The sequence below is a fragment of the Paenibacillus sp. V4I5 genome (genome assembly GCF_030817255.1).
Classification (GTDB): domain Bacteria; phylum Bacillota; class Bacilli; order Paenibacillales; family NBRC-103111; genus Paenibacillus_E.
Genome location: NZ_JAUSZB010000002.1, coordinates 7,675,174 through 7,701,061, shown reverse-complemented (window position 1 = coordinate 7,701,061; position 25,888 = coordinate 7,675,174). Strand labels below are relative to the sequence as shown.

Here is a 25,888-nt window from a genome sequence, read left to right as displayed (position 1 = left end):
TCCCCCTAGAGCTTTCTATTAAGAAGCGCATCGTATGCATACAAGGCTGTTACTTCAATGTTCCCATAGCTCCTATGATTGTTTTAACGGAAACATGAATGTCCGCATTGGCCAGCGTTTCACCCCAATGATCTTCCACTTTCTTGAAATGGCTATATTCATGCGCTTGCGCATAGAGCCCGAGCCCTATCGGATCAATTTTATCCGTTTGTATTTTCTTTATGAGGTTTTCAAAATTCATTTGCACTTGTTCGGTAATCTTATTCTCTAACTCTTTTCCTTGACTACGTACGTCGAAAGGGAACAAAAGCTCCGATAGTCCAACGCGCATGGTAATGTGCATATGGAACTGAAATTTGTCCTTGAGGAAGGAGGTCTTGATTTTCACCTTTATTTCATCCGCGTTTAAACTTACTTTATCTGTATGGAACGGTCCAATCTTCATTTCGCCGGGAATGGGAATTGTTAAGTTGACGCTCTTTTTTGTATTTTTTTGCAATATGCGCAGTAGAATAGTTTCCTGCATGTTCAGAGAATCAGCATATTTCCCTTTATGATCCAACAGTGTCGTCCCTGTTATCGCAATCTGCTTATCTTTCAATCGAACTTCAGAGATGATAGGAGTGACACCCTTTTCACGTATTTGTTGGTGCAGCCCCTGTAAAGTCGTCTTAACCGTTTCCGATCGGGCGTTCTTCGTTTCTACCATTTCCCGCAGCAATATGGGCAGCATCGGCTGATCTTTCGGGTTCAGGTATATGATTTCAGAGAGAGGTCCATCGAAAGCAATGATCCTTGGAGTTAGCGGATTTTTCGGATCGCGAAACCAAACATCCGTTAATTGGAACCAATTTTCTTGCTGCAATATTCGCTTAGATAGTAGTAGGACTTGAATACTTCTCCCTTGGAAAACGCCTTCTGTATAACTGTCTTGTTTTCCTCTTGATTGACGATTCGTCTGTGGTTTCACTCTAAGTTCACGCGTTTTTTTCTCGACATTTTTGCTGAAAACTGGAGATGTGCTGTATAGAATGAGCTCGTTTTCTTTATCGAGATCAAAACCTACTAATAAGGCATGTGTAGCATCTTCCATATCTAACCTGTCACTGCAGCTCGCAATGATGACGATAACCGTGGCGATGAGTATAGCATGAAGGAGCCGCTTGTTCATAAACGCTTCCCCCACTGAAAGCGATCTTGCACCCATAAATATACGAGTAAGCAACCGGGAAAAACATATTCGATTCCAATACCAATCTGAATAAGAAAATCATTCATGCGATCGTTCTGATTAAAAGTTGGTATGAAGAAAAACGTGCTCAGAGCAGTGATCAACCACAGTATCCGCAAATGATTGCGGTGATCCTGCTTTCCGAGCAGCCAGCTTGTACAAAAAACACCCATGTATATAGTAGGTATCCACGCTAATGAAAAAATAAGCAAGAAAAACGCGATAAACAGCACTTCCATCCGTTCTACAAAATTAAATTCGATGGCTTCTAAGATATTAACCACAGGTTCGTTGTACTTCTGAATTTCGTCTGGGCTGTAATAGACAAAACAGATAACAGTAATGAACAAATATCCAAGCATCGTCAGTGTATCGGAGATCAAGATAGCGCTAGAAGCTTTTTGTTTGTTCTTCAAAAACGGATACAAAATAAACGTGGTAGCAAATCCGATATAAGAAAAGAACGTAGTAGGTACCGCTGAGAATACAGGCTTCCATCCTTCCTTTAATAAGGGAACCATATTGAGCCAATGGGCGTCCTTGAGCGGAAATAAATATACAAATGGTATCCACAAAGAGATCATATAAACAAGTTCCGCATATCTGCCCAAGACGCGAAGTCCATTACGTGCAATCACATAAGTGGGAATGAGCAATAATAGCATGACGGTAGATGCCGAAGTTTGCGGCAAAAGCCATGCCTTCGTGAGCAAAACCGCCTCAACGAGCCCAGTATAAGCGTAGTAAAAGAGATAAAGGGCAAAAAAGATAGCAGCCACCCTGCCTGCCCATTTGCCCAAATATCGTGCTATTAGATCAAACAATGTTCCTTCGGGGTGCTTTTTCATCACCTGAATAACAATCAAGCTTGCTGCAACCGTAATAGCCCAGCCGATGATAAGTGCGATCCAGCCATCCGTGCCTGCCTTCTCGGCTAATTTTCCCGGCATTGCCAAAAAGAACACACTCACTTGAATGCCGCTATTCAGAAAAATGTATTGCATAGAGGTGATCTCATTGTAAGCATATTTCTTCATTTCCCATCACCTTTTGGACGATTTGATCCTTGCCTCTGCGATTGGGTCGCTCTTGTGCCTAGAGGACGCTTGCCCATTTTCCACAGCGGTAAACGGACGAACGTATCTTTCCAATCGGCAAACCGAACTGGCGCGAAAGGAGTACTGTACGGTGTTCCAAGCGATTCGAGCGCAATCAGGTGTCCGATCATCGTCATCAAACCAATAATGATGCCAACAATGCCAAACATGGAGGCAGCAATCATCATGCCGAAGCGGATAAGCCGGACGGCTGCGACCATATCATAGTTGGGCAGGATGAACGATGCAATGGCCGTAAAAGCAACGACAATCACCATGATATTACTGATGAGTCCTGCCTGTACGATCGCCTGCCCGATGACAATCCCCCCAACAATACCAACGGTTTGCCCAACTGGAGCAGGCAGGCGCACACCTGCTTCCCGCATCATTTCTAATGTGACCTCCATGAGGATCGCTTCTACAAATGGCGGAAATGGTACTCTTCCTCTGAACTCACCAATCGTCAGAAGTAATTTAACTGGGATGATCTCGAAATTAAAGGAGATGACAGCAATATAGAATGCCGGCAAAAATACGGCAACAAAAAATGCCAAAATCCTCAGCAGCCGTATAAAAGTAGCAATCGACCATCGTGTGCTATAGTCGTCGATATTCTGAAAAAATGACATAAATGCCACCGGAGCGATCAATACGCTCGGTGAACGATCTACGACTACAGCGAATCTTCCTTGTAATATTTGTGATGCCGCAGCATCCGGTCTTTCCGTCGTAATAAATTGCGGGAATGGGGAAAACGGATTGTCCTCTATCAACTCTGCCAACTCACCTGTGTTGATGATGACATCAACATCTAGCTGCTGAATCCGGTCTTGCAATTCTTTCAGTACCTCAGGATGCGCGACATCAGCCAAATATAGGATAGAAACTAAACTGTTCCCTCTCCGTCCAACCGTCAGCTCTATTATTTTCAATTCACGGTTTTGAATATAGCGACGGATTAAAGCAATATTTTGGCTTCCTGTTTCAACAAAGCCTTGATGTGCTCCTTTCAAAGAAGCCTCAATCTGTGGATCTTCAATTGCCCGCTGCGGCCACCCTTGCGTTCCTAAGGCGTAGACTTCTGTTCGTCCGCCAACAAAGAGAATACTGCTGCCATGCAAAATGGCAGACTCAATTTGAGGCCAAGACAACAACGGATTGATTTGACCTACATTTATCGTAAAGCCATATTCCGAATTGCCGCTTCCCGTTTCAAATTGCAGAGGCCGAAGCACGTTATTATTGATTGCGTTTTTATCTATGAGTCCACTCAAGTAGACTAGCGCCGCTTGATCCCCTGACTGTTTGATCATAAAATGCCGCACAACCAGATCGGGAGTTTGACAGAACTGACTATGTAAATAGGTTATATTTTGCGCCAACGACGCACTTATCGTGTCGCTAGGCGGCTGATTAATTTGCTCTGGAACCGAACGATACTTCTTCCTTCCGAACCAGTTTGAAAATAGCAACGAACTTCACCACCCTCACCTCTATTCTTTCTTTAAATATCCAAAATTATGTATTCATGACAAAGGCTGTACGCCAATGAATACGGCTTAAAGATACACTAGCAATAGAAAAAAGCAGCCACCGTTAATCGGTGTGCTGCTTCTGATTTATAAGATTGAGCCTATTTACATACGGCCACACTTTACGCTAACATTTACCCTTGCAGCTCAAACGCCTTGGCTAATAAACGATAAGAATGAATACGCGCATCCACATCATGAATCGGAGAAACGACCATAAACTCGTCAGCTTTATACGCCTCGTTCAGCTTGAGAATTTCCGCTTTTACTTGTTGAGGTGTGCCGACAATACGTTTGTGTTGGCGCCCCCGAATAAGTGCCAAATCAGCTTCCGTGTATGGATAATTCATTGCCGTTTCAACGGAAGGGAATGAGGGCAGCAGCGCGCCGCGGCCAAGGGACAGGAAGAACAAATCCGTACTCGTCGCAAGTACGTTCGCCTCTTCTTCCGTATCGGCACAAACGACTAGAACTGCTGCAAGTGAATGCGGCTTATCATTCAAAATAGATGGTTTGAACTGCTCGCGATAAATCTGCAGCGCTTGCTCACAATCCGCATTGCCAAAAAATTGCGCAAAACCAAAAGCGGCCCCTTTTTCAGCAGCAATGCTGGCACTGTCATAGGAAGAACCAAGCAGCCAAATTTCCGGGGCTGTCGGAATAATTGGAGACGCGTGCAGCGCAGCAAAACGATGGTTTGCAGGCAGCGAATCATATAAATACCCAGTCAAGTCAGCAACTTGCTGCGGGTATTGATCTACGCTCGTGTATTTCCCCTCTTGCAGCGCTCGCGTCGAGATTGGCATGCCGCCAGGCGCACGTCCAAGACCAACGTCAATCCTTCCCGGATGCAGCGCCTCCAATAACCGGAAATTTTCTGCAACTTTGTATGCACTGTAATGCGGCATCATAATACCGCCTGACCCTAAGCGGATCCGATTCGTTTTTGCAGCTAAATGAGCAATAAGTACTTCTGGGCTTGAGTGAGCAAGCGCCTCGGAAGCATGATGCTCCGACACCCAGTAGCGCGTATATCCAAGTTTATCTGCCTCTTGCGCCAGCACGGTCGTTTCAACCAGCGTTTGGGCGGCATTACGACCTTCTCCTATTTGTGATTGGTCCAAAATCCCCAATTTTAACATGCTCGATCACCTCCTTTTAACTGTAACATATTTAAGCACAGAATAGCAAAAAACAGCCAGAATGGCTCCCGACTGTCTTTACGCATCTACTTATTGGGCATCTTTAGACGAATGATTCAATATTTTCAATATTCATGACAATAAACTCCCGCTCTAGCTTGCAAGCGACTACGAACTATGTGAATAGGCCTTTTGTATACTGTGATCCGTACTTTGTAAGTACACAGACACATTTTCAAATGCTTCTTGAGCATCAACGCCATCTAATTGCAAGACAATAACTGACTGATTACCGAGTGATAGGCTAAGGGAAACAATGCCCAGTAAACCCTTTGCATTCAGCATTTTTCCACTTACGCCCACATAAATATTGCACGAATACCGATTAGCTATGGTCACAAAATCCAACACAAGATCAATCGTCCAAGGTTTATTCCTCGCAAAAGTCCATTCAATTTTCATTCTTATTCCTCCTAGATAGTATTATAAGATATAGTTTCATCGTAAGCATTAATTAGCATTTGGGCTTATGAATGAAAAAAGGAGACGCATTCATCCCTTTAGGATGAAGCATCTCCAGCTGTCTGGTTGATTCATATTATTCCGATAAAATTAATCGTATTTAGATTATAGTGAATTAATCCAGATTCTGTCAACGTTTAAAATTGAAATAACTCACATACATGCAAATGGTATTTCCGGCTAAACGAACACCCGCGTAGAGAACAATTCACACCGTATAGACAACAGAAAAGAAGCAATTAACCATATTTACATGCTAGTCAGGAATAGACAATTTCTATCAATTTACACCTCTACCAAAATTGCTCGTTTGATGATAGTTTAAGATATACATCCAAGTGAGGGAGAGATCAGAATGAGAACCATTTATGAGAATTACCGAGGTTTTAAAATTAGCAAACAAGAAAGCATCTATAATGCGATTTCATCAGATCATATTATTTTTAGCCGTTGGCAGCTAAGCCAAGTGCTAGATACGGTCGATTATTATGTGGAATTCACGGATAACAATTCGAGCGAGGATGCGGAATCCGGTATGCCGCAAAACTAATCATATACATGTTGAATTAACGAAATGTTCATTAACCAAATCTCTCCGATTTAGCATGGAGTGGACCCATAGAGGAACGTAGATGCGTTATTTAATGAAAAACCGCTTGATTTCACAAGCAGGAGGAACGACGATCCCTTATTCCGTCATTTTCACCCCAAGAGAGCATAGATTTCACCCAATAGAGCACTCACGTTCCGTTCATTCAATTTATTGGGTACTTTTCCCACAAATAGCGGAATGACGTTCCGTTCATTCAGATTACGGGCAAATTCTCTATAATCGCGGATTGTCGTTCCGTTCATCAAATAACTGGCCATTTCTCTACACGGATTGTCGTTCCATTCATTCAGATTACGAGCCAATTCTCTACAATCGCGGATTGTCGTTCCCCCCGACGTAGGATAAGGGCACTGCTTTCTTCATCTATGGACCTAGTTGTTGTAATTTGTACAACATTTCACTGACGAATTCGCGTTTTCCCCGCCATTGTTGTAGAAAATACAACATTTCCTCTCCAAAGCAGCTTTAGAGTATAAAATCAGTCAAAATTGTTGTACTACATAGTACTACATACAACTTTGAAGCTTATTGAGAAGAAACGAAATTGTTGTACGTTTTACAACAATACGTTTTTATCATGAATGAAGAGACGAAGGGCATGTATAAAAAACCTAAGTCTTAACTTAAAAACCCGCCAATAGAGGGCTATACAAGCTTTAACATTTATAACAGTTTATTAGCTTTAACAGTTTTACAGTTCTACAGTTCTACAGTTTTACAGTTTTACAGTTTTAACAGTTTCAGCAGCTCTAACAAACTATAACAGAATTATAAAATCACATGCTTCATCTTCATCAGCTCTGCGACTTTCTGGAACATGGAAGCATTATAACCAATGGACATCGCGCAGTGGTGCGTCGGCGCTTCGGCGAACCAGCGCGTCATGTACGCGTCTGGATGATCGCGGAACTTCACCGGCGTCTGCGTGTTGCCGATCTTCATGATCGGCCCGTTCGTGGACTCGCCTTCGCTGGAGATCAGCTTCAGCCGTCCATCGCCGGTCTGCGTCACGTTCAGCGTCGTGATCGCCCCCGTCTTCACCTTCGCCTCGACGGATACGCCCGTGCCTTGCTTCCCGTGATAAAGCCCCATGCCGCGCAGAATCGGCTTTCCTTCGGAAATCGCGATATGGAACGGCCCGTCATGGCCCAGCAAGATCGTCTCGTCGATATAGTCCACGACGACGATCTCCGAGAAGCTGCCGCCGACGCCGAGGATGTCGCTGATTTTCATCGCGACGGCCGTCTTGAGGTCCCCTTCGCCGGAGCAGGGAATACCGCGTGCGGTAAGCAGCGAGTGGCCGACGATGAAGCCGCCTTGCAGCTTCTCGTAGTCGCCTCCCGGCGCGCCGTGGTAGTAGTAGGACAAGGCGTCCAGATCGTAAGCTCTGACGAGTTTCTCCTGTGCTGCCGCTACTTTGCAAGACCACTCCAGCTGCTCATCCGTAGGCCTCTTCGCGATCGGATCAGATGGCGAGTCGCCGCTGATCTGGAACATCTCGTGAACCTCAGCCAGCTTCGCTTTCACCTCCTGCGGTGTCACTTCCCGCAGCATGCGATCCAAATCACACATTTCAAGCACTTCCACGTGCAGCCCTGTCTGCGCCGAAATCATCGTAAAATCGCTGTACATATCCAGCATGCCGCTGTACGTATTACCAAGAAAGCCGAACCGGCTATGCTGAAGCGTCCGAGGCACGCCGGCTGCCTTCACCCATTCCTCGATCTCCCTCCATGCTCGAACAGCTTCTGGGCGCTTATGTGTCACTTCATTCGTTAACGAAATCGCCGGTGTATAATCGAGTCCTAGTACCCCATTTACGACACGGAACGGGATACCCGCTCTGTTAAACACATTGGCGAACTCAGGCACAGGACAAGCCCCGCAATGCGCCAACCACTCCCCTGTCGTGGATTGCTCATAATTAAGCCGTAAGGTCGGCTGCAAGTTCAGAAACACGGCCGGCGCTTTGCAAATTTGGTGAACGGGAAGCACTGTCGAGCTAGTCGAATATGTCGCTGCGTGACAGAATACAAGATCGACATGGCGTTCATTCAGCCATTCTCCTGCCTTCCGCCCTTCATTTTCCGTATCTACCAACCCATAATAATAGACGTCTGCCCATTCCGAGATTCGCTCCTCAATAAATCGACCGTATGACTCAAGTCGTTCTTTTAGGCCAGGGAACTGTTCCCAATAGGCACGGAGCCCCACCGAGTAAAGTCCGATTCGCGGTTTTTGGCTATCTTTAATAACTGGGTATACAGACATCCCTACCACTCCATTCGTTTATAAGATAAAAATAATACCTTTATAAACTTATTGTAATGGCTTACAATACAGATAACATCCAATAATCTTGTTTAAAAATAATAGAATCTTGTGCAGGTGATTCACCATGACAACCCCTAAAGAAAATTTTACTACTGCTTGGTCTGAAGACTCGATACGATTCATATCCAGCCCCTCCGTATTCGCCAAATCCACCCTCTATCATGTGCAAGAAATTGGCCATTTCCGTACGTTACCTGGTTATTTTACAGAACGCGAACAGCTGGACTCCTACCTTATCGTCTATACGATCAAAGGCAAAGGCCGCTTGAAATATCAAGGAAAGAGCTATATCCTTCAGCCTCAGCAGGTATTCTTCATTCGTTGTGAAGATTATCATTACTATGAAACAGATCCACTCGAGCCTTGGGAGATTCTATGGGTGCATCTCAATGGCAGCTCAACATCTGGTTACTATGAGCAGTTTGCTGCCAATAATGAGCCTGTCCTTCAACTGAACCCTGAATCCTTCATCCCCGCTCTACTGCGTCAAATCTTACATATCCAGCAGCAAAGAACAGCTCGTACGGAACTCATTTCGTCCAAGCTTCTCGTAGAACTCCTGACCGAGCTCCTGTTGTCATCACAAAATCTGGTTTTGTCCGAAACAGATAAACCCAGCTATATCGAAGACATTTGTCAAACACTGGATCGTAGATTCAATGAGTCGATTTCGTTGGATCAGCTTGCCCATGATCATGCCGTTAGCAAGTACCATTTGGCCAAGCAGTTCAAACGTTATACAGGCTATTCGCCTCATGAATTTCTCATATCAATCCGTATGACACACGCCAAGGAACGTTTGAAATACTCTGATATGCCCGTATCCGAAATAGCCGCCAGTGTCGGTATTGACAATGTCAGTCATTTCATCAATTTGTTCAAAGACCGCGCTGGAGATACCCCTTTAGCTTATAGGAAGAAATGGCAGCGCCCCAGATGATGGGGCTATTTCAATTCGTTCTCATCAAGTACTGTCAGGAGATCGGCCCAAGCTCGAGCACCTTGAGTCATCCCCGACACAACAAAAAAACCGCCCCCATCGATTGCGATGAGAGCGGTCCTACCTGACAAGTCAATTATTTCATTTGCTGCAATAAATTCACGCGGTAAGCTTCACTTTCTAAGCCTTGAATTTCTTTGTACTCTTCCTCAGTCAGCCTTCTCGGTTGACCAACGGACTTGGCGATGAGGTAAATCTTCGCGCTCTCTTCCATAACTTCGGTACGGTAGTAGGCTTCACGTAAATTTTTACCTGTTGTGACGAGTCCATGATTGTTTAGCAAAATCGAGCTATAACGGTCAGCCTTCTCCGCCACTAGGTTGGCTAGTTTATCCGTTGTCGGAACGACATAGGGAACGAAGACTACGTCACCGACAAGCGCCGCTTGGTCCGGAAACAGCATTGGAAGCTCGTCATCGACGAGTGTTAATGCGATACAGTAAGCCGGGTGCGTATGCACAATCGCCTTCATGATGGGATTCACGCGATAGCAAAATAAATGCATGAGCACCTCGGAAGAAGGTCGGTAGGTCGAATCCAGAATGTTCCCCTTTGGGATATCGACCGGCACCCATTGCTCAGGCTCAATATCTTCTAGTGCGAAACCGCTGGGAGAAAGGTACATCGTATCTTCAAATCTTGCGCTTATATTCCCGCCAGGACCTACGACAAGTCCTTTGGCTACACTTTTACGGGCATACTTCGTCAGTTCTTCTCTTGTTTGCTGCTCGGACATCTACCCTTCAACTCCTTACTGATTTCTTAGCAATCACCTGCAAATAGGTTTGGTAAGCCTCCTGCCACTGAGCTTCATCCTGAGCTTCATAACGATCAGGCGGGAAGGAGTCCATAACGACTTGGCGTATCTGATCCAACGATTGGACCTCGCCGTGCGCTTTGACTTGCATCATAATATTGCCGATCGCCGTCGCTTCCACAGGACCGGCAATGACCGGTTTCCCTGTGGCGTTCGCCGTCAACTGGCAGAGCAGCCGATTTTGAATTCCTCCGCCTACCATATGAATGGTTGAAAGCTTTCTGGCAAGAAGCTGTTCAATCTCATCTAACGTTTGCTTGAACTTCATAGCCAGACTATCCACTACGCAGCGGATAAGCTCAGCTTTGGTTTGTGGTACGGTTTGGCCTGTTTCCGCACAATAAAGACGAATTCGTTCCGGCATATTTCCTGGAGCAAGAAACACAGGATCCTGCGGATCCACGTAGCTTTGCAGCCCTGTTTCCTGCTTCGCCATCTCTTGCATATGAGCAAAGCTTATGGAATCCCCTTCGAGCTCCCATTGTCTTTTGCAGTCTTGAAGTAGCCATAGTCCCATGATATTCTTCAGCATGCGAATCTTATTTTCAGCGCCGCCCTCGTTTGTGAATCCCCAACGAAGACTGTCTTCCGTCATGATGGGTTGATCGATTTCTACGCCCATTAAGGACCAGGTTCCGCAGGAGATGAACGCATAGTCACCTTCGAGCGAAGGAATCGAAACGACCGCAGAAGCAGTATCATGTGAAGCCGCAGCCACAATTGGCATCGCGCCAACCTGCAGTTCCTCGGCAATTTCTTTGCGCAGAGTTCCTTCTTTCGTTCCGGGCATCACGATGTCTGTAAAGAGATCGGACGGGATTCCAACCTTCTGCAAAAGTAAACGGTCCCAGTCTCTCGCCACTGGATCCAGAAGCCCTGTTGTACTGGCAATCGTGTACTCCGTGGAACGAATACCAGACAAATAGAAACGGAATAAGTCTGGCATGAGCAAGAGACGAACATCATCAGGAAGGGATAAACCTTGTTCTCTGCTCTCAGCATAGAGCTGAAAAATCGTATTAAACGAGAGCGGCTGAATACCTGAGTGGCTGTATAATTCACGCTCCGTCGTTTGCTGCAGCAATTTGCTCATCGCCTCAGCATTCCGCGCTTCCCTATAATGATACGGATTGCCGAGCAGCTTGCCTTTTCCGTCAACAAAGCCGTAGTCCACTCCCCACGTATCAACCGCAATGGAAGCTGGACTCCCCGAGGCATGCTGCTTGTAGGCATGAATTCCTGCTTTCAACTCATGAAAAAGTCGCAAAAAGTCCCAGTACAAACTGCCGCCAAGCTCAACAGGATCATTCGAGAAGCGATGAATATCTTCTACGGAAAGTGTAGAACCACTCCAACGCCCCAAAATGGTTCTGCCGCTGCTAGCTCCGAAATCTACGGCTAACATATTCAAATGGTTAGTCCCCAACAGAGTCACCTCAATTCGTGCAATTACTATTTATATAAGGGTCCGAAGCTGCTGCAAGCCCTGAAATCAGCGCCTTCTGGATCCGATGTTCCGAAATTACTCCAAACGCGCGGACGGAAAATGTGATCCTTCGCTACGTTGTGCATAGATACAGGAATTCTTAGAATAGCAGCAAGTGTGATCAAGTCAGCACCGATATGACCATAGCTGATCGATCCATGATTGGAGCCCCAGTTATCCATAACCGAATAAACATCTGTAAATGAGCCTTCACCTGTCAAAATAGGAGCAAACCAAGTCGTCGGCCACGTTGAATCTGTGCGATCATCCAGCTGTTGATGCACATTCTCAGGCAGATCAACAGAGTAGCCTTCTGCTAACTGAAGCACGGGACCTAAGCCCCTTACTAGGTTGATGCGAGACATCGTGACCGGCATACCGCCTTTCGTAAGGAAATCCGTGGAATAGCCGCCTCCGCGGAAATATTCAACAGATGCTGGACGCCAAGAAGTTGCCTCCAGACACTTAGTTACTTCTTCGTCCGTGATTTCCCAGTAAGGCTTCATAACAGGTTTGCCGTTGCGGCTCTGTTCGCCTGTACCATCCAGCGCTGCTGGTCCGGAGTTAATCAAGTGAAGAATTCCGTCTTTGGCAGCACCGCTAAGCGTGTGGCCTGTTACGCGTTTCACAGCATCTGGGCTCCAGTACGTTCTTACATCGGCGAAAATTTGCGCTGTATTCGTCAACAGATTACCGAATAACATGGCAACACCATTCAGACTATCGTTCTCTGTTGCAACCAGATAAGGGGCGCGTTTGCCATTCCAGTCAAAGGAAGTATTCAGAATAGCTTCCATGAAATCTCCGTTCGGGAAGTGATCCGTCCAATGACGCTGTCCTTGGAAACCAGAGAGAATCGCATTGTGGCCAAGCGCTTCTTCCCCGAACTCGATGTCAGCCAAACGCGGGTTACCGACCATTAAGTCCCTGACAATCAAGGACATTTTCACAACGGTTTCCCAATCTTGGTCTTTCTTTGCACGGCTCGTTTGAATCTCAGGAGGATTCTTATCTGGTCCTTCTGTACAGTTCTCTTTTACCCAGTTCAGCGCCAATTGGTACTCTTCAGGATCGAAAATCTCTTCATCAATACGGCGCACTAATTCGGACATATCGACATATTCATTGCGCATGCCCAGGTAATTCTGGAACAGCTCCTCATTGACGATTGATCCAGCAATCCCCATGGATACAGAGCCGATTGAGAGGTATGATTTCCCTTTCATGTAAGCGGCAGCAAGTCCGGCCTTAGCAAAACGAATCAGCTTCTCATGAACGTCTTGCGGAATGTCTGTTGTACCAGCATCTTGTACATCTTTGCCGTAAATACCGAAGGCCGGAATGCCTTTCTGTGCATGACCCGATAAAACGGCGGCCAAGTATACCGCACCCGGACGCTCCGTACCGTTAAAGCCCCAAATGGCTTTCGGTGTGGATGGGTCCATATCCATCGTTTCCGTTCCATAACACCAACAAGGAGTAACGGTGATGGATACGCCTACACCGGATTTCGTGAATTTATCTGCTGCTGCAGCAGCCTCGGCTACGCCTCCGATACAGGTGTCAGCGATAACGCACTCTACAGGTTCACCGTTTGGATATTTCAGAGTTTCACTTAGTAAGGCAGCGACAGCTTTGGCCATATTCATCGTTTGATCTTCAAGTGATTCACGAACCCCTTTTCTTCTGCCGTCAATCGTTGGTCGTATCCCAATCTTCGGGAAATCCTGGTTCCATCTGTAATCACTGTTTGCCATTTTCACTTCATCCTCCTCGTTGTGTATGGGATTGATATAAATTGCGCCTTTAAACGGGTACGACTATAGAGTTATCGATAATCCAAACTACTCGCTAATGACACCTTTTTTCAAAATAATATTGGCGTATAAAGCTTTCTCACTCGTGGCCACGATCGCATAGGCTTTCTTCGCTCGCTCATAAAAAGCGAATCGTTCCACATACTCAATTTGTGGCGTTGTATAATTATGAATGATTTCTTCATATGCTGCCCAAATTGGTGTTTCCACCTTATCTCCTGGTACTATGGCCATTAGCGCTACCGGTTTTTCACTGTAAGAATCCAGTGGGAATAACGATAAAACCGCTTCCAACAATTCCGGTACACCATGGCCATCGCTGCGCAGCAAACGATTCGTATGACTCGCAGCAGGGAAATTGCCATCTGCTAGAATAATTTCATCCCCATGCCCCATTTCCATCAGCACCTTCAAAAGCTCAGGCGACAGGATGGAAGGAATACCTTTAAGCATATTCAAGACCTCCTCAAAGAATGAGTGTTATCGATAACTCAAAATTATCAATTTTAAGCCTTGCTGTCAATCCTTAATTTCTATACAATAGACGAATAGGATGAGATGAAAAGGTGACTCGACGTGATTACAATATATGATATCGCTGAAAAAGCCGGTGTTTCGGCAATGACCGTTTCACGGGTTATCAATAATACAGGTCGTATCAGCGAAGCAACGCGCAAACGGGTTAGGAAAGTAATGGAGGATCTCCACTATATTCCGAACTCGATGGCACGCAGTCTGGTACTTCAGAAGACGAAAATTCTTTCCCTGCTCATTACGGATATTACGAATCCGTTCTATACTACGCTTGCACGCGGTGCAGAGGATGCAGCTAAACGGGCTGGGTATCGGCTGCTTTTTGCAAATAGTGACGAGGATTATGCGAAAGAGAAAGACTACGTTGATATGATTTTATCAACCCGTGTGGATGGCGTCCTATTCGCCCCGACGGGCGATCATTCTGTCGAGAATCTAGGTCGGCTCCAAAAGCATAATATCCCCTTCGTTGTTTTAGACCGTGAAATTCCCGGAATTGAGGCGGATGTGGTACTCGGGGACAGCAAGGAAGGCGCGAGGAAACTTGTTGATCATTTAATTGGTCTGGGGCATCGCCGAATCGCTTTGATTAACGGTTCACAGGATGTCTCTACAGCCCGCTTGCGTTATACGGGGTATTGCGAGGCACATTTGCTTCGCGGATTATCTATAAATGACTCGCTCGTCGCACATCTAAACTATCGTGATTTCCATGATGAATCCGCGTTAGACGCGCTACTCAATCTTGCAGATCCGCCTACAGCCATCTTCGCTGCTAACAACATGCTCGCCGTCGGCGTCATTCAATCATTGAGACAGCGCGGCTTGCAGGTGCCAGATGATCTATCAGTCGTCTGTTTTGACGATTTCGGCCCAGCAGGTGCGATTAACCCGTTTCTAACCCTGGCTTCACAGCCCGCCTATCAATTCGGCTTATTAGGTATGCAGTTATTGATCGAACGCATTGAAGGTGAAGCCGTTCATGAGAATCGGAAGATCATTCTGCCTTCGGAGATGATTATCCGTGCTTCAACGCAAGCGTTGAAGTGATGGTTGACATTGCGGTTAAAAGGGGAGCCTATGGATGATCAGGCCTCGACTTTGTTGTACGTCGCACAACATACAGTAGCTTTTGAGCTAAAATGAAGGGATTATGTTGCACCCTATGAACCTTTAGGAGATTATAATGAACCCAAACGTAAAGCAAGCCTTACAAACCACGCTAAAAAACTGGAATGCCATGTCGGCATCACATGGTGATGAGCAGGAAGCTGTCGCTGATCAGTTCCAATCATCTTTTTATTTATTTATTGATACGGTCCGTGAATGGGTCCATGAGTTAGAACCGCGACCTCGAACCATTGATGAGTTATTAGATATGGATATGATGCAGGAAATTCTCGATGTACTTCCAGCACCGCTTCATTTGAACTTCGAGACGGAAGTTGAGCTTATCATGGATAATGTGGTTAGAATCGACGATGATAAATACGATTAAAAGTTAATTGCGAATCGTCGCTGCTCTAACATCAACAACTTGGCTCATCGCGCCCAAGCAGCAAAAAAAGCCCAATATCGAATTGGGCTTTTTCTTCATTTATTAGCTTCGTATCTTGCTAACCGCACTTAAACCGTTTTATCCACAAACGGAATCTGGTTCTGCTCAGCAAATTTTTTCAATCTAGCAGCCATGGCAGCTATGTCGAATCGATTCAGAGATTTGTTGTACACCCAACGTGGTGACTTCCCATTCAGGTCAATGACCACCTGACCGGGGGAGTATACGATTTCTTTAATTTTATCGGCATTAAGTATGAGCTCTCTGGCAAAACCTCTCTTCGAGATGCTCGTCTTGCTAACCTTTAAATACGGACGGCGAATAAAATAAACGAACAGTCCAACCGCCATGTAGCTAAGTGTCGTATACCAGTACATCTTGTCCCCGTCTGTTTTGGTCAAAGTAACCAATAATAAGATGGAAATTAGAACAAAAAATAAAGATAACATAATGCTTCTACCCTTGAACACTTCAGATCGATCCGTATCCGAAGAAATCGGAGCAATCCCCTGTTTGGAGCGATTCTTATTTACTGTTTTCGTATTTTTGCTTACCATTCTTTCCCACTTACGTGACATTCCATTCACTCCTTGGATTATTCGTACTTACTCAGGTACATCCCTCTTCATTTCAATAATCGATTCAAAATGCCTTCATACCATCTCCATGGCAAAAGACTTCTCGCCCACAGCCCCGCCTTCACACCGCGTCCCATTGGATAACGAAGCTTTGGCCGCGGGTTGTCTACAATTCGTACAATTTGGTCTGCTACTTCTTGCGGTTCAGGTGCTGTCGCTGAGGCTTTCCTTGAGTAGTCAAGCATTTTGCTAAGCCTTTTCCAATTAGGAGACGATTCCGCGGTATGAATCGCCTCGAAGCCTTTACGCCAAATCTCCGTCTTATAGGCACCTGGCTCTACAAGCACGACGCGCACACCTAGGGGCATCATCTCCAAACGAAGCGATTCACTGAAGCCCTCAATGGCAAACTTCGAAGTGCTATATGGGGCATAGCCAGGAAATGCGGATAACCCGCTCACACTGCTTACATTAACAATACAACCAGATTGCTGTGCGCGCATGTGCGGCAGGACAGCCCTCGTTGCCGCAATGACACCGAATACATTCGTTTCCAGCTGTGATCTCCACGCTTCCATCGGTACATCTTCCACATACCCTCCGACAGCAAAGCCGGCATTGTTAATAAGAACATCGATTCTGCCATACTTGTCCATAATATCAGAAACAACTTGTTCAATCGAGTCATGAATCGTTACGTCCAGAGCCATGGTTTCGATGGCATTTGTTACGCCAGCTTGTTCGACATGCGCGAGCAAGGCTTCACCTCTACCTAGGTCGCGCATAGTTGCGATAACGTGATACCCCTTTTGAGCCAGAGCTATTGACGTTAATAAGCCAAATCCGCTAGATGCGCCTGTCACTAATGCTGTCGGCTTTGTGAAACTCATCCAGGCTGCCCCCTATTATCCAACTCACATTCCTTCATAATCCCATACAAAAGACATAATGTCGATATGTAAAAGAGGATAATTTGGTCTGAGCAGATGCTAACCTCCTAGTGATTTCCCATTTATGGCTGCTTTTATCCAATCACATGTAAAAAAACCCGAGGCTTCACACCTCAGGTTGATCTTTTATATTCGTCTTTATGCACGGAGGAGGAATGAATCGTTGGTTTCCTTCCGGAACATCGGCGTGATACTTTTGCTTCAATGCTGCTATTTTGTTAGTGAAGAGGAACGTCGATATGCTATCCTTCATACACAAATAGGAACTCCATACATGGATGCGCATGATAGATTTCCCAAATCTGCTTTCGGCTCGATTTAACCCCAACCCAAAGCACAAAAAAGCCTGTATCCCGATGCTCTCCTCCAAAGAGAACAATCACAGATACAGGCTGTCTGAGCTTTGTTTATACTTTTGCCTTCTCGAGCAGTTTATCAGATGGTTCTACATGTTCGGGCACTTCTTTGCCCTCGGAAACGAGTTCCCGCGCAGAATTCTTAAACTCGTGCAGGGTGCGTCCCACCGCACGGCCAAGCTCTGGCAGCTTGGATGGACCAAACAAGACTAAGACAACAACTAAGATTAACATGAGACCAGGAAAGCCAATATTTTGCAGCATAGGATCATCGACTCCGTTTCATTAGTTTTGATTATGATGCTTCGGATATACCGCTACAGCTTCGATCTCAATAAGCCAATCGGAATTAACGAGTCCTGCCACACCAACCGTGGAGCGAGCCGGCTTAACTGGATTCGTTTCATTACCAAAGAATTGCGCGTAAGCGTCAAACCAGCCTTGATAGTCGAATTTCCCCTCTTTGGCCGCGTCAGCCGTAATATAAACGCGAAGATAAGCGACGTCAGCTAGAGTTAATCCCTTATCCTTCAATTGCTTTTCAATTTCCTTTATAATACCGATACCTTGCGTTTTGGTATCACCATAGCGTTCATATACCGTCTTCCCCTCTTTATTCAGAACAGGAGGTACTGTTCCGCTTGTGAATAAGTAAGAAGAGCCTGCAGGTACGGACACTCCGGCAGATATCGAGGACGCTGGGTTGCCATAGAATTCCACTTCATGAATTGGCTCTGATGGGTATTTACTAGATTTTTCCGTTCCGGCCGCATAGGCGCTGACACATATGAGACATGAACCTAATGTGACGGCTGCAATAGTTTTCACTTTATTCGTTATCATCATCGTTCATCGCTCCTCAAAAGTCTACTCTTTCATTACTCGCTCATGAATTTCAGTTACCACTTTTCTCGCTGACTCAATCGCCCCTGCCTGCCAAGCGGTAATATAGCTGATATGCTCCCCAGCCAAATAAATGCGACCATCCGGCTTACACAGGGTAGGGTAATACGTTTTGCGGTCGTCCGCCGTATAGGACGCCCATCCGCCAAGATTATATTTAATCTTCTTCCAATCGATGGAGAACGAGGCCTCAAACTCCTTAAGGTACTGGGGATGAATTTTCGCCCCTTGGCTTAAAGCGTAGTCCTCCCTTTGGACAGGCGTCATTTTGCCAATTTTGTCAGAGTTAGCCCCGAAAGCATAATAGCCTAAAAGGATGCCTTTTTTGGAAAAATAGTCGTTTGGCGGGTAATAAATACTGGATATGTCCATATTCGTTAGTGAGCTTCCGCCAAATATATGCTCATCTTCCTCCCAGAACCGCCGTTTGAATTGGAGGCCAATTTTACCGGCAGATGCGTAGCTAATCTTAGAAATTGCGGTAGACATTTCGGCAGAGAAATCAGCCTTGATATCCTTAAGGACAGGTAATGGAATCGTACATATGCAAAAGTCTCCGGCAGCTTCCTTGCTGGCGCCGCTGTTCAAATCCTTATACAGGACGCGAACACCTTCTGACGATTGTTTAATTTCCTGTACCTCTGCATGGAACTCGATACGGTCCCCAACACGCTTCTCAAACGCTTTAGCAATTTGGTCCATCCCGCCTACCGGATGAAACATCATCATTTGTTGATCGTAGCTGTATTCACTGCTAAAAAATTGCCCAAAACCGGAATTAATGATCGCTTTTAAACTAAAAGGATCTCTACGAACCCCTGAGTCAAACTTACCACCTGGTTCTTCGACATAGCCAGCTCTGCTAGAGCCTTTGTAGAACAGATCGGCATTCAAATCTCCTTCGGTCTTCAAATAAGCAACAAGCTTATCTTTTTCTTCTGTTGTTAGCGGGAGATCCAGCGCCTTCTGATTTACTGCTTTGGCCAGCATCTCGGCGACATAGCCCCTCACATCAGCTTTTGCTTGGCGCTTCGGAATTTTCTTTCCCGACAATTCTCCGACATTTTCGTTATAATAATAGCCGCTCTCGTTCACATTGTTGAAAGGCTCAATGGCGACACCGAATTTGCGTGCATATTCCAAGGTTACATGAAACTGGGGAATCCGCATCGGTCCCGTGTTAAAATGCATCCCATTATCAAAGCGCGCAACCTGCTTGCTGCCTCCGACTTCCGTAACGGTCGTTCCTCTGCGGGCTGTCCAAACTCTGCCGCCAGAACGAGCTCTCGCTTCTAAAATTGTACATTGATAACCAGCCATTCCTAGCTCATAGGCAGCCGTCATACCGGCTACCCCAGCACCTAAAATAATCACTTTTTTCCCATTGCGGTTTGTTGAAGTGAGATCCCTACCTGAAGGTGGCGTGTAATCTGCCGCTTTCATCGTTTCTGGGGATAAGAGCCCCAGAGTCCCCATAACACTAAAGAGTGCGGCTGACCCTCCAATTTTGCCGACAGTAGTCAAAAATTGTCTACGTGTAATTTGATCTTCTTTGATTGGTGTCTTCTCCATGCTCCCATCTCCTCGTTCAAGTTTGGATAAACCGCACCTTAAACGTACCAGTAGGACATGTATTCGTCACTATTATGTGTAAGATTACATTACATAAATATTACTTATACCGGGATAAAAATAGGTTATTTGATCAGATATGGGCATGGTGATAGAGTTAACTTGTAAACAATGTCATGTAAACGTTAATTTATCTAACATTTCTAGGAGGTTGGATGATGTCGATGACGAAGAAGAAAGTGATTCAAATTGGTGTGGTAAGCGAATTAACCGGGTTATCGGAGAGGCAGATTCGTTATTACGAAGATCGCAAGCTTATTTTCCCAGAAAGAAGTAAAGGAGGCGTTCGTAAATATTCATTTGAGGATATTCAGACCATCATGGAGATTCACACAAAGCTGATGGACGGCTTCCACACCGTTGAACTTAAGCGTATGCTAGCGGGTTCTTAAGACAATGACAACCATACATAGCTTTGGAGGTGCCTTTCATGCCAATAAAAGAAATGATGTCTCTCGTTGAACATCTATCCGAACTGCGAACACGCATTATTCGAGTTCTCATCGTAATTGTCCTTACGATGATTGCCGGTTTTCTTGCTGCCCAGAAGCTCCTCCTCTACTTGAAGCAAACACCCCCGGCATCCGACATGACATGGCATGTATTTTCCCCCATGGATAGTATTCGCCTCTATATGATGATTGCGTTCGTCATATCACTTACGGTTTCTTTGCCTTTTATCCTATATCAGATCTGGGGATTCGTTAAACAAGGTCTAACGAAGGAGGAGCAGTCAGCCTCACTTCGTTATATCCCTTATACGGTCCTGTGCTTCATCATCGGTTTAACCTTTGCCTACTTCGTTGTTTTCCCCATGTGTATGGCATTCACTACCCAAATTTCCGATAACCTCGGATTAACCCCGACGTACGGCGTCGCGCAATATTTTAGCTTCATGCTGAACATTGTGCTGCCTTTGTCGATTGCCTTCGAACTTCCCATCGTCGTCATGTTTCTAACTAGACTAAAGCTGCTGAATCCAAAGCTCTTGAACAAAATTCGCAGATATGCCTACCTTGTCCTAGTCATCGTAGCCAGCCTTATTTCACCGCCAGATCTCATCTCACATCTCATAGTGGCCATTCCTTTATTCGCTTTATATGAAATCAGCGTCGTGCTATCTCGTTTCGTCTATAACGAACAAATGAAAGAGCTAAGCAAACTAAGTGTTGAGTACGGAGCCTCTTAAAATAGGGCTTCCCTATCATTGCCTATGGTCCGCTTTTGGGATATATTTACGACATAAATCACTTCCCAAAAAAAGGAGAACTATGCGGATTGAACAACTTCTCTATATCATTGAAATCAATCAAACCGGTTCGATTTCCCTAGCTGCCGAAAAGCTTCACGTCTCCCAACCGAATATCAGTCAGGCCATTGTGAGTCTGGAAGAAGAGCTTGGAGTTAAACTATTTAAGCGTTCGCGCTTTGGAGCCGTTCCTACGGAAGATGGGAAATTAATAATAAGTAAAGCGGAAGAGATTATTAACAAAGTTGAGGAACTCCGAGAGACGGCAATTTTTCAGTCCAATCAGCTCTCAGGGTTCCTTTCCATCGCTTCCGTGCCTAGCCTGTGCTTGAGTGTATTACCCTCAACCTTGGCGATTTTCAAAGCGAAACATACTGGCGTAGAGCTTGAAATGTTGGAACTTGATTATCCGCAAATTAAACAAGAAGTCCAAAGCGGTAATGTAGATATCGGTCTAATAGCTGTATCCCGGAATTATGAAGAACCGAATAAACAATTGATCACAGAGACGTTAATGGACAGCAGAGTGATGGCATGTGTGGGGATAAACTCCCCACTTTCTCATCGAAAAAGCATCTCCTTAGAAGAACTTGTACATCAACCGATCCTCCTGAATTCGGAGTACCTTATTAATAAATTAAAAAAATATGGAGAGCCGAATATTTTATTTAAGCTAGGGAATTCAGAGGCTGCAAAACGAGTGATTGCTGAAGGTATTGCTATTGGATTTTATACGGAAATCGGCTTAAAATACGACCCTTATGTCCAAACAGGCAGCATTATTGCATTAGAAATCACCGGAGAGGATATGGATATTTCCTTCTGCTCCTTACGTCTAAAGAATCGCTATCAGTCCCTGCCCTGCAAAGAGTTTACGAAAGAACTGAAAACGATTATTGCAACAATTTGATATCTTGACTCTCGCTTGATGCTGCGTAAGAAGCATATTTATTTACTCGGCGTTTGCCGACAATCCTCACATAAACGATGGCTCCTGCGACAAGCACGATGTTGCCTACAATTAATGGAGCCGACAATCGGCTGAGGAGTAAATAGCCTTGAAAGGCCAGTAAACCAACGGCTATGATGACAATGGTGTAAAGTAGGCCTGGCTTCATAGTGAATGGTGCTTTGCGATAAAGCTCTGGGTATTTGCGAGGAAGCTGTACGGCAGAAAGTACGGGGAAAATGCTCGAAATAAGTAAGATACCAACGCCTAGCTGGGAAACCGTAGTCAACGAGACTCCAGTCACAATGGGTATGACCCCAAGCAGATAGTAAAACGTGAGCAGCCAATGTGGTGTACCATACCTTCGATTAATGGCGCCGAACGATGCTGGGAGCCAGCCATCGCGACTTGCCACCAGCATCCCCCTCGTCACCCAGGAAAACGTTACATTGAGTGTAGAAGCCAGAGCAAACATAGCCCCGCCTATGATAAAAAATAGGAACAATGGATTGGGCAATATCGTCCTCGCCACATCTGAAAGCGACTCTCCTGCAACATGGGAAATCGGCAGAACTCCGGTTGCCACGATGCCAATGCCTATGTAAAGCAAGGCAACTATGCCACTACTGATGAAAATTGTAAGCGGAATATCCCTTTGTGGCCGCTTCATTTCACCTCCGAGCTCAACTACGGCATAAGCGCCTCCAGATGCAAAGGATGTGATTCCAACCGCTGTAAGAAAGCTCCCCATTCCCTGAGGAAAAATCTCTGCGGGATGAAACACCGAATAGTCGACCTTCGAAATTCCCCACACAATGAAAACAAGAAGTGACAACAGCTTAATCGCTACGAGCGCCTTTCCTAAGGATGACATGAACTTGATGCCAAACAGATTAATGAGATAGAAGAAAGTCAGCACAGTGAAGGAAACAAGCATGATCGGCGTATAAGGCATGATTCCCTGTAAATAATGAGCGAATGAAATGGCGTATACAGCGATGGTCAAATGACCGAATGTAAACAGGATTAAATAGACAAACCCTGCATTCGGAGAGAGTAAACGACTCGTGTAGGTATACATGCCTCCAGTCGTAGGCAGAACTGAGCCTAATACAGCAAGAGGAATCGTGATGATAAGCATAAAAACAGAGGAAAGCACGAAAGCAAGCGGTACACCAGTCCCCGTTAAAGCTATGGCGATGCCAGTAATTGACATGATACCCGCTCCAATAATTTGTCCGAGAGCAATACCAATTGAATCTCGTAAGCCTAACACCTTCTTCAATTTTCCTTCTTCATTCACCATATTCAGCAGCTCTCCCTCACAACTCCACCCATAAATGTATACAATCATTTTCTGCATAAACCAAGTATTCCCTTCTTCTTAATGAAAATTGAGCTAATTATTATTTAATAAAACAGTCATTATCGAACTTTATCCCGCATAGAGTATATAGTTGCTTATTACTGAAAGCCGTATGAAAGTTTACTGAAATCCAATTTTCACACTTGAAGGGATGCTGATTTCGTATTATTACATTAGAACAAATTCATTTTATCGAAGCTCGCTGTATCAATCCGCAAGATGCCATTATTGTTCGTTTACTCACAGAAGGTATTGCCTCTCACGAAATTGTTTATTTGAAAAAGAACTCATTAGATGCTAAAAATCAATTGCTTACAGTCACTGATTCTATGGGTACTAAGAGGCAAGTACAAATTACGCGAACATGTGCTGAACTGTATCAAAGTGCTCTGGGACAAACGAAATACATAGTCAACTACGGAGACCTTCCAAATAAACAACTGATAACCGATCTTCGAGATAGCGAGTATCTCATCAAGGTGAGCATGCGAGATTTTATTGCAAATCGCAGTATGATCACGGAGATGGATTCCGTTATTTTGCGAACGATATATATGAGACTTCGGCGATTAGCTGACTTTTTCTCAACACCGGAACTCACGTATTTAACGACAGGAAAACTTGAACTTAAACAATTAGCACATGCATAATGGATGGATGTGGAGGCCTTTAGGGCCTCTTTTTATTCCCCTGGTTTCATTTATATCTTTATTGTACGAAAATGTTTGATTCACTTCCGTTTTTGTGTTATCTTTCATTTGTAAGCGATTACAAAAATGAGAGGTGGTTTTATAATGACTTATTTTTCAGCTAGTAGTAACAACTTACATGCTGCTTTTAGGAGGAAATTTTCAAGTTTACTTCTTATGTCTATGGTAGTGGTAACCATTGCTTTGCCTACGCAAGCTGGCGCAGCAACGGTTAACTGCAGTACGGCCTCCTGTTTAACAACAGCATTAGCCAATGCAGTAGCTGGAGACCGCATTATTCTTGCAGCCGGAACCTATACGGGTAATTTTGTGTCTGGCGTAAATGGCACCTCTTCGAACCCGATTATCATCGAAAGTGCCAGTTCCACCAATAAAGCAATTTTAAATGGCGGTGGAACATCAAGTGGCTACACGCTTCATCTAACCGGGAATTATACCCAAGTTAAAAACCTAAAGATCACCAATGCCAAGAAGGGCATCATGATCGATAATGCCAACAACGGTTTAATCGACGGGGTCGAAGTGTACAATATCGGAGAAGAAGGCGTTCATTATCGGGACGGCAGCTCCAACAACATCATCCAAAACTCCAGTGTTCACGACACAGGACAGGTAACTGCCGATTACGGCGAAGGCGTCTACGTGGGTTCTGATGTCGGCAAATGGGGCACCTATATCAAAGAAACTGATAACAACAGAATTACGAACGTAACGATCGGGCCCAATGTAACAGCAGAATCCATTGATATCAAAGAAGGCACGACAGGAACCATCGTCGAGAATAGTACGTTCAACGGCACAGGCATCAGCGGAGCCAATGCAGCAGATAGCTTCATGGATGTCAAAGGAAACAACTCGATCATTCGCAATAATACAGTGAATCGCAACGGCAATTCGATTATTGTTGATGCCTTCCAGGTGCATGAACGTTCACCGGGTTGGGGCTTTAACAACGACTTCTATAACAACACTGCAAATATGGATAATGGCACCCCCAATGTTGTGCTCGTCAATGGTGGTTCAGCAAAAGCTTGCAACAACACACGTACGCCTGCTGGCAATATGTATACAGCCGGGGTAACGGTGTACACGACTTGTACAGGGGGAGCACCTTCCCCCTCCCTTTTGTCCGTTTCTTCCGTTAGCGATAGCGGCAACGATGGAAATGTGGCCTCCAATACATTGGACAATAACCTAAGCACCCGCTGGTCCTCTCAAGGAAACGGACAATGGATCAACTTCGATCTCGGTTCCAGCAAAACAGTCAAGTATGCATCCATCGCTTTTCACCAAGGTGATGTCCGTACAACAACATTTGATGTTCAAATATCCTCCGACAATACGAACTGGACAACGCTGCTAGCGAATAAGGTCAGTACCACAACACTTTCGCAAGTAACCTATGACTTTACGGATACTAGTGGGCGTTATGTCCGAATCGTAGGTCATGGCAACTCCTCTGGCAACGGTTGGAACAGCATAACAGAAGTCGACATTTACGGAAACTAA

At 45.1% G+C, this 25,888-nt stretch carries 25 protein-coding genes; 9 read left to right on the top strand and 16 right to left on the bottom strand.

The window, feature by feature from the left end; translation table 11 throughout:
* Window positions 1-49 precede the first annotated feature (49 nt).
* The 5 genes from QFZ78_RS36470 to QFZ78_RS36450 all read right to left on the bottom strand — a co-directional run bounded on the left by QFZ78_RS36470 (window position 50) and on the right by QFZ78_RS36450 (window position 5,467).
* A complete protein-coding gene (locus QFZ78_RS36470; protein ID WP_307554755.1) occupies window positions 50-1,171 on the bottom strand; it encodes a Ger(x)C family spore germination protein in 1,122 nt (373 codons plus the stop codon).
* On the bottom strand, window positions 1,168-2,268 hold the full coding sequence (locus QFZ78_RS36465) for a GerAB/ArcD/ProY family transporter (RefSeq protein ID WP_307554753.1): 1,101 nt from the start codon (window positions 2,266-2,268) through the stop codon (window positions 1,168-1,170). The genes QFZ78_RS36470 and QFZ78_RS36465 overlap by 4 nt, the downstream gene beginning before the upstream one ends.
* On the bottom strand, window positions 2,265-3,803 hold the full coding sequence (locus QFZ78_RS36460; RefSeq protein WP_373460128.1) for a spore germination protein: 1,539 nt from the start codon (window positions 3,801-3,803) through the stop codon (window positions 2,265-2,267). The genes QFZ78_RS36465 and QFZ78_RS36460 overlap by 4 nt, the downstream gene beginning before the upstream one ends.
* A gap of 194 nt (window positions 3,804-3,997) precedes the next feature.
* Window positions 3,998-5,005, bottom strand: a complete 1,008-nt coding sequence (locus QFZ78_RS36455) for an LLM class flavin-dependent oxidoreductase (protein WP_307554751.1) — start codon at window positions 5,003-5,005, stop codon at window positions 3,998-4,000.
* Between the two features lie 168 nt (window positions 5,006-5,173).
* Window positions 5,174-5,467 (bottom strand): HPr family phosphocarrier protein, encoded by a 294-nt coding sequence (locus QFZ78_RS36450; RefSeq protein WP_307554749.1) that lies wholly within the window; start codon window positions 5,465-5,467, stop codon window positions 5,174-5,176.
* Window positions 5,468-5,882: 415 nt separating this feature from the next.
* Here QFZ78_RS36450 and QFZ78_RS36445 point away from each other — a divergent pair, with 415 nt between their 5' ends.
* A complete protein-coding gene (locus QFZ78_RS36445) occupies window positions 5,883-6,077 on the top strand; it encodes a hypothetical protein (protein ID WP_307554747.1) in 195 nt (64 codons plus the stop codon).
* A gap of 831 nt (window positions 6,078-6,908) precedes the next feature.
* Here QFZ78_RS36445 and QFZ78_RS36440 read toward each other — a convergent pair.
* The gene (locus tag QFZ78_RS36440; RefSeq protein ID WP_307554745.1) at window positions 6,909-8,411 is read right to left on the bottom strand and encodes an L-fucose/L-arabinose isomerase family protein; all 1,503 of its coding nucleotides are present in this window, start codon (window positions 8,409-8,411) and stop codon (window positions 6,909-6,911) included.
* A gap of 127 nt (window positions 8,412-8,538) precedes the next feature.
* Here QFZ78_RS36440 and QFZ78_RS36435 point away from each other — a divergent pair, with 127 nt between their 5' ends.
* Entirely contained in the window at window positions 8,539-9,414 is an 876-nt protein-coding gene (locus QFZ78_RS36435; RefSeq protein WP_307554743.1) for an AraC family transcriptional regulator, read from the top strand.
* Between the two features lie 136 nt (window positions 9,415-9,550).
* Here QFZ78_RS36435 and QFZ78_RS36430 read toward each other — a convergent pair whose 3' ends face one another.
* The 4 genes from QFZ78_RS36430 to fucU form a co-directional block, all read right to left on the bottom strand.
* Window positions 9,551-10,210 (bottom strand): class II aldolase/adducin family protein, encoded by a 660-nt coding sequence (locus QFZ78_RS36430; protein WP_307554741.1) that lies wholly within the window; start codon window positions 10,208-10,210, stop codon window positions 9,551-9,553.
* Window positions 10,211-10,217: 7 nt separating this feature from the next.
* Complete coding sequence (locus QFZ78_RS36425) at window positions 10,218-11,696, bottom strand: rhamnulokinase (RefSeq protein WP_307556088.1); 1,479 nt, start codon at window positions 11,694-11,696, stop codon at window positions 10,218-10,220.
* 47 nt (window positions 11,697-11,743) lie between these two features.
* Window positions 11,744-13,534 (bottom strand): L-fucose isomerase, encoded by a 1,791-nt coding sequence (locus tag QFZ78_RS36420; protein ID WP_307554739.1) that lies wholly within the window; start codon window positions 13,532-13,534, stop codon window positions 11,744-11,746.
* Window positions 13,535-13,621: 87 nt separating this feature from the next.
* Complete coding sequence (gene fucU / locus QFZ78_RS36415) at window positions 13,622-14,047, bottom strand: L-fucose mutarotase (RefSeq protein ID WP_307554738.1); 426 nt, start codon at window positions 14,045-14,047, stop codon at window positions 13,622-13,624.
* A gap of 123 nt (window positions 14,048-14,170) precedes the next feature.
* Here fucU and QFZ78_RS36410 point away from each other — a divergent pair, with 123 nt between their 5' ends.
* Window positions 14,171-15,178 carry a LacI family DNA-binding transcriptional regulator gene (locus QFZ78_RS36410; RefSeq protein WP_307554735.1) on the top strand — a complete coding sequence of 336 codons (1,008 nt, stop codon included), beginning with the start codon at window positions 14,171-14,173 and terminating at the stop codon, window positions 15,176-15,178.
* Window positions 15,179-15,314: 136 nt separating this feature from the next.
* Window positions 15,315-15,626 carry a hypothetical protein gene (locus tag QFZ78_RS36405; RefSeq protein WP_307554733.1) on the top strand — a complete coding sequence of 104 codons (312 nt, stop codon included), beginning with the start codon at window positions 15,315-15,317 and terminating at the stop codon, window positions 15,624-15,626.
* Window positions 15,627-15,754: 128 nt separating this feature from the next.
* On the opposite strand, the gene QFZ78_RS36400 is transcribed toward QFZ78_RS36405, so the two are convergent.
* From QFZ78_RS36400 to QFZ78_RS36380, 5 genes are all read right to left on the bottom strand, one after another.
* Entirely contained in the window at window positions 15,755-16,264 is a 510-nt protein-coding gene (locus tag QFZ78_RS36400; protein WP_307554731.1) for a hypothetical protein, read from the bottom strand.
* Window positions 16,265-16,311: 47 nt separating this feature from the next.
* Entirely contained in the window at window positions 16,312-17,154 is an 843-nt protein-coding gene (locus QFZ78_RS36395) for an SDR family oxidoreductase (protein WP_307554729.1), read from the bottom strand.
* Window positions 17,155-17,621: 467 nt separating this feature from the next.
* Window positions 17,622-17,834, bottom strand: a complete 213-nt coding sequence (gene tatA / locus QFZ78_RS36390; protein WP_047672154.1) for a twin-arginine translocase TatA/TatE family subunit — start codon at window positions 17,832-17,834, stop codon at window positions 17,622-17,624.
* A gap of 21 nt (window positions 17,835-17,855) precedes the next feature.
* On the bottom strand, window positions 17,856-18,416 hold the full coding sequence (locus QFZ78_RS36385; RefSeq protein ID WP_307554726.1) for a RidA family protein: 561 nt from the start codon (window positions 18,414-18,416) through the stop codon (window positions 17,856-17,858).
* 21 nt (window positions 18,417-18,437) lie between these two features.
* Window positions 18,438-20,045 (bottom strand): flavin monoamine oxidase family protein, encoded by a 1,608-nt coding sequence (locus tag QFZ78_RS36380; protein ID WP_307554724.1) that lies wholly within the window; start codon window positions 20,043-20,045, stop codon window positions 18,438-18,440.
* A 218-nt stretch (window positions 20,046-20,263) separates the two neighbouring features.
* Here QFZ78_RS36380 and QFZ78_RS36375 point away from each other — a divergent pair, with 218 nt between their 5' ends.
* The 3 genes from QFZ78_RS36375 to QFZ78_RS36365 all read left to right on the top strand — a co-directional run bounded on the left by QFZ78_RS36375 (window position 20,264) and on the right by QFZ78_RS36365 (window position 22,264).
* On the top strand, window positions 20,264-20,497 hold the full coding sequence (locus QFZ78_RS36375; protein ID WP_029193642.1) for a MerR family transcriptional regulator: 234 nt from the start codon (window positions 20,264-20,266) through the stop codon (window positions 20,495-20,497).
* A gap of 38 nt (window positions 20,498-20,535) precedes the next feature.
* On the top strand, window positions 20,536-21,294 hold the full coding sequence (tatC, locus tag QFZ78_RS36370; RefSeq protein ID WP_307554722.1) for a twin-arginine translocase subunit TatC: 759 nt from the start codon (window positions 20,536-20,538) through the stop codon (window positions 21,292-21,294).
* 82 nt (window positions 21,295-21,376) lie between these two features.
* Entirely contained in the window at window positions 21,377-22,264 is an 888-nt protein-coding gene (locus tag QFZ78_RS36365) for a LysR family transcriptional regulator (protein ID WP_307554719.1), read from the top strand.
* Here QFZ78_RS36365 and QFZ78_RS36360 read toward each other — a convergent pair.
* The gene (locus QFZ78_RS36360) at window positions 22,248-23,666 is read right to left on the bottom strand and encodes an APC family permease (RefSeq protein WP_307554717.1); all 1,419 of its coding nucleotides are present in this window, start codon (window positions 23,664-23,666) and stop codon (window positions 22,248-22,250) included. The genes QFZ78_RS36365 and QFZ78_RS36360 overlap by 17 nt on opposite strands.
* Before the next feature lie 278 nt (window positions 23,667-23,944).
* On the opposite strand from QFZ78_RS36360, the gene QFZ78_RS36355 reads away from it, so the two are divergent.
* Both QFZ78_RS36355 and QFZ78_RS36350 read left to right on the top strand, forming a co-directional pair.
* Window positions 23,945-24,319, top strand: coding sequence for a hypothetical protein (locus QFZ78_RS36355; RefSeq protein WP_307554715.1), 375 nt, complete (start codon window positions 23,945-23,947; stop codon window positions 24,317-24,319).
* Between the two features lie 144 nt (window positions 24,320-24,463).
* On the top strand, window positions 24,464-25,888 hold the full coding sequence (locus QFZ78_RS36350) for a discoidin domain-containing protein (protein ID WP_307554714.1): 1,425 nt from the start codon (window positions 24,464-24,466) through the stop codon (window positions 25,886-25,888).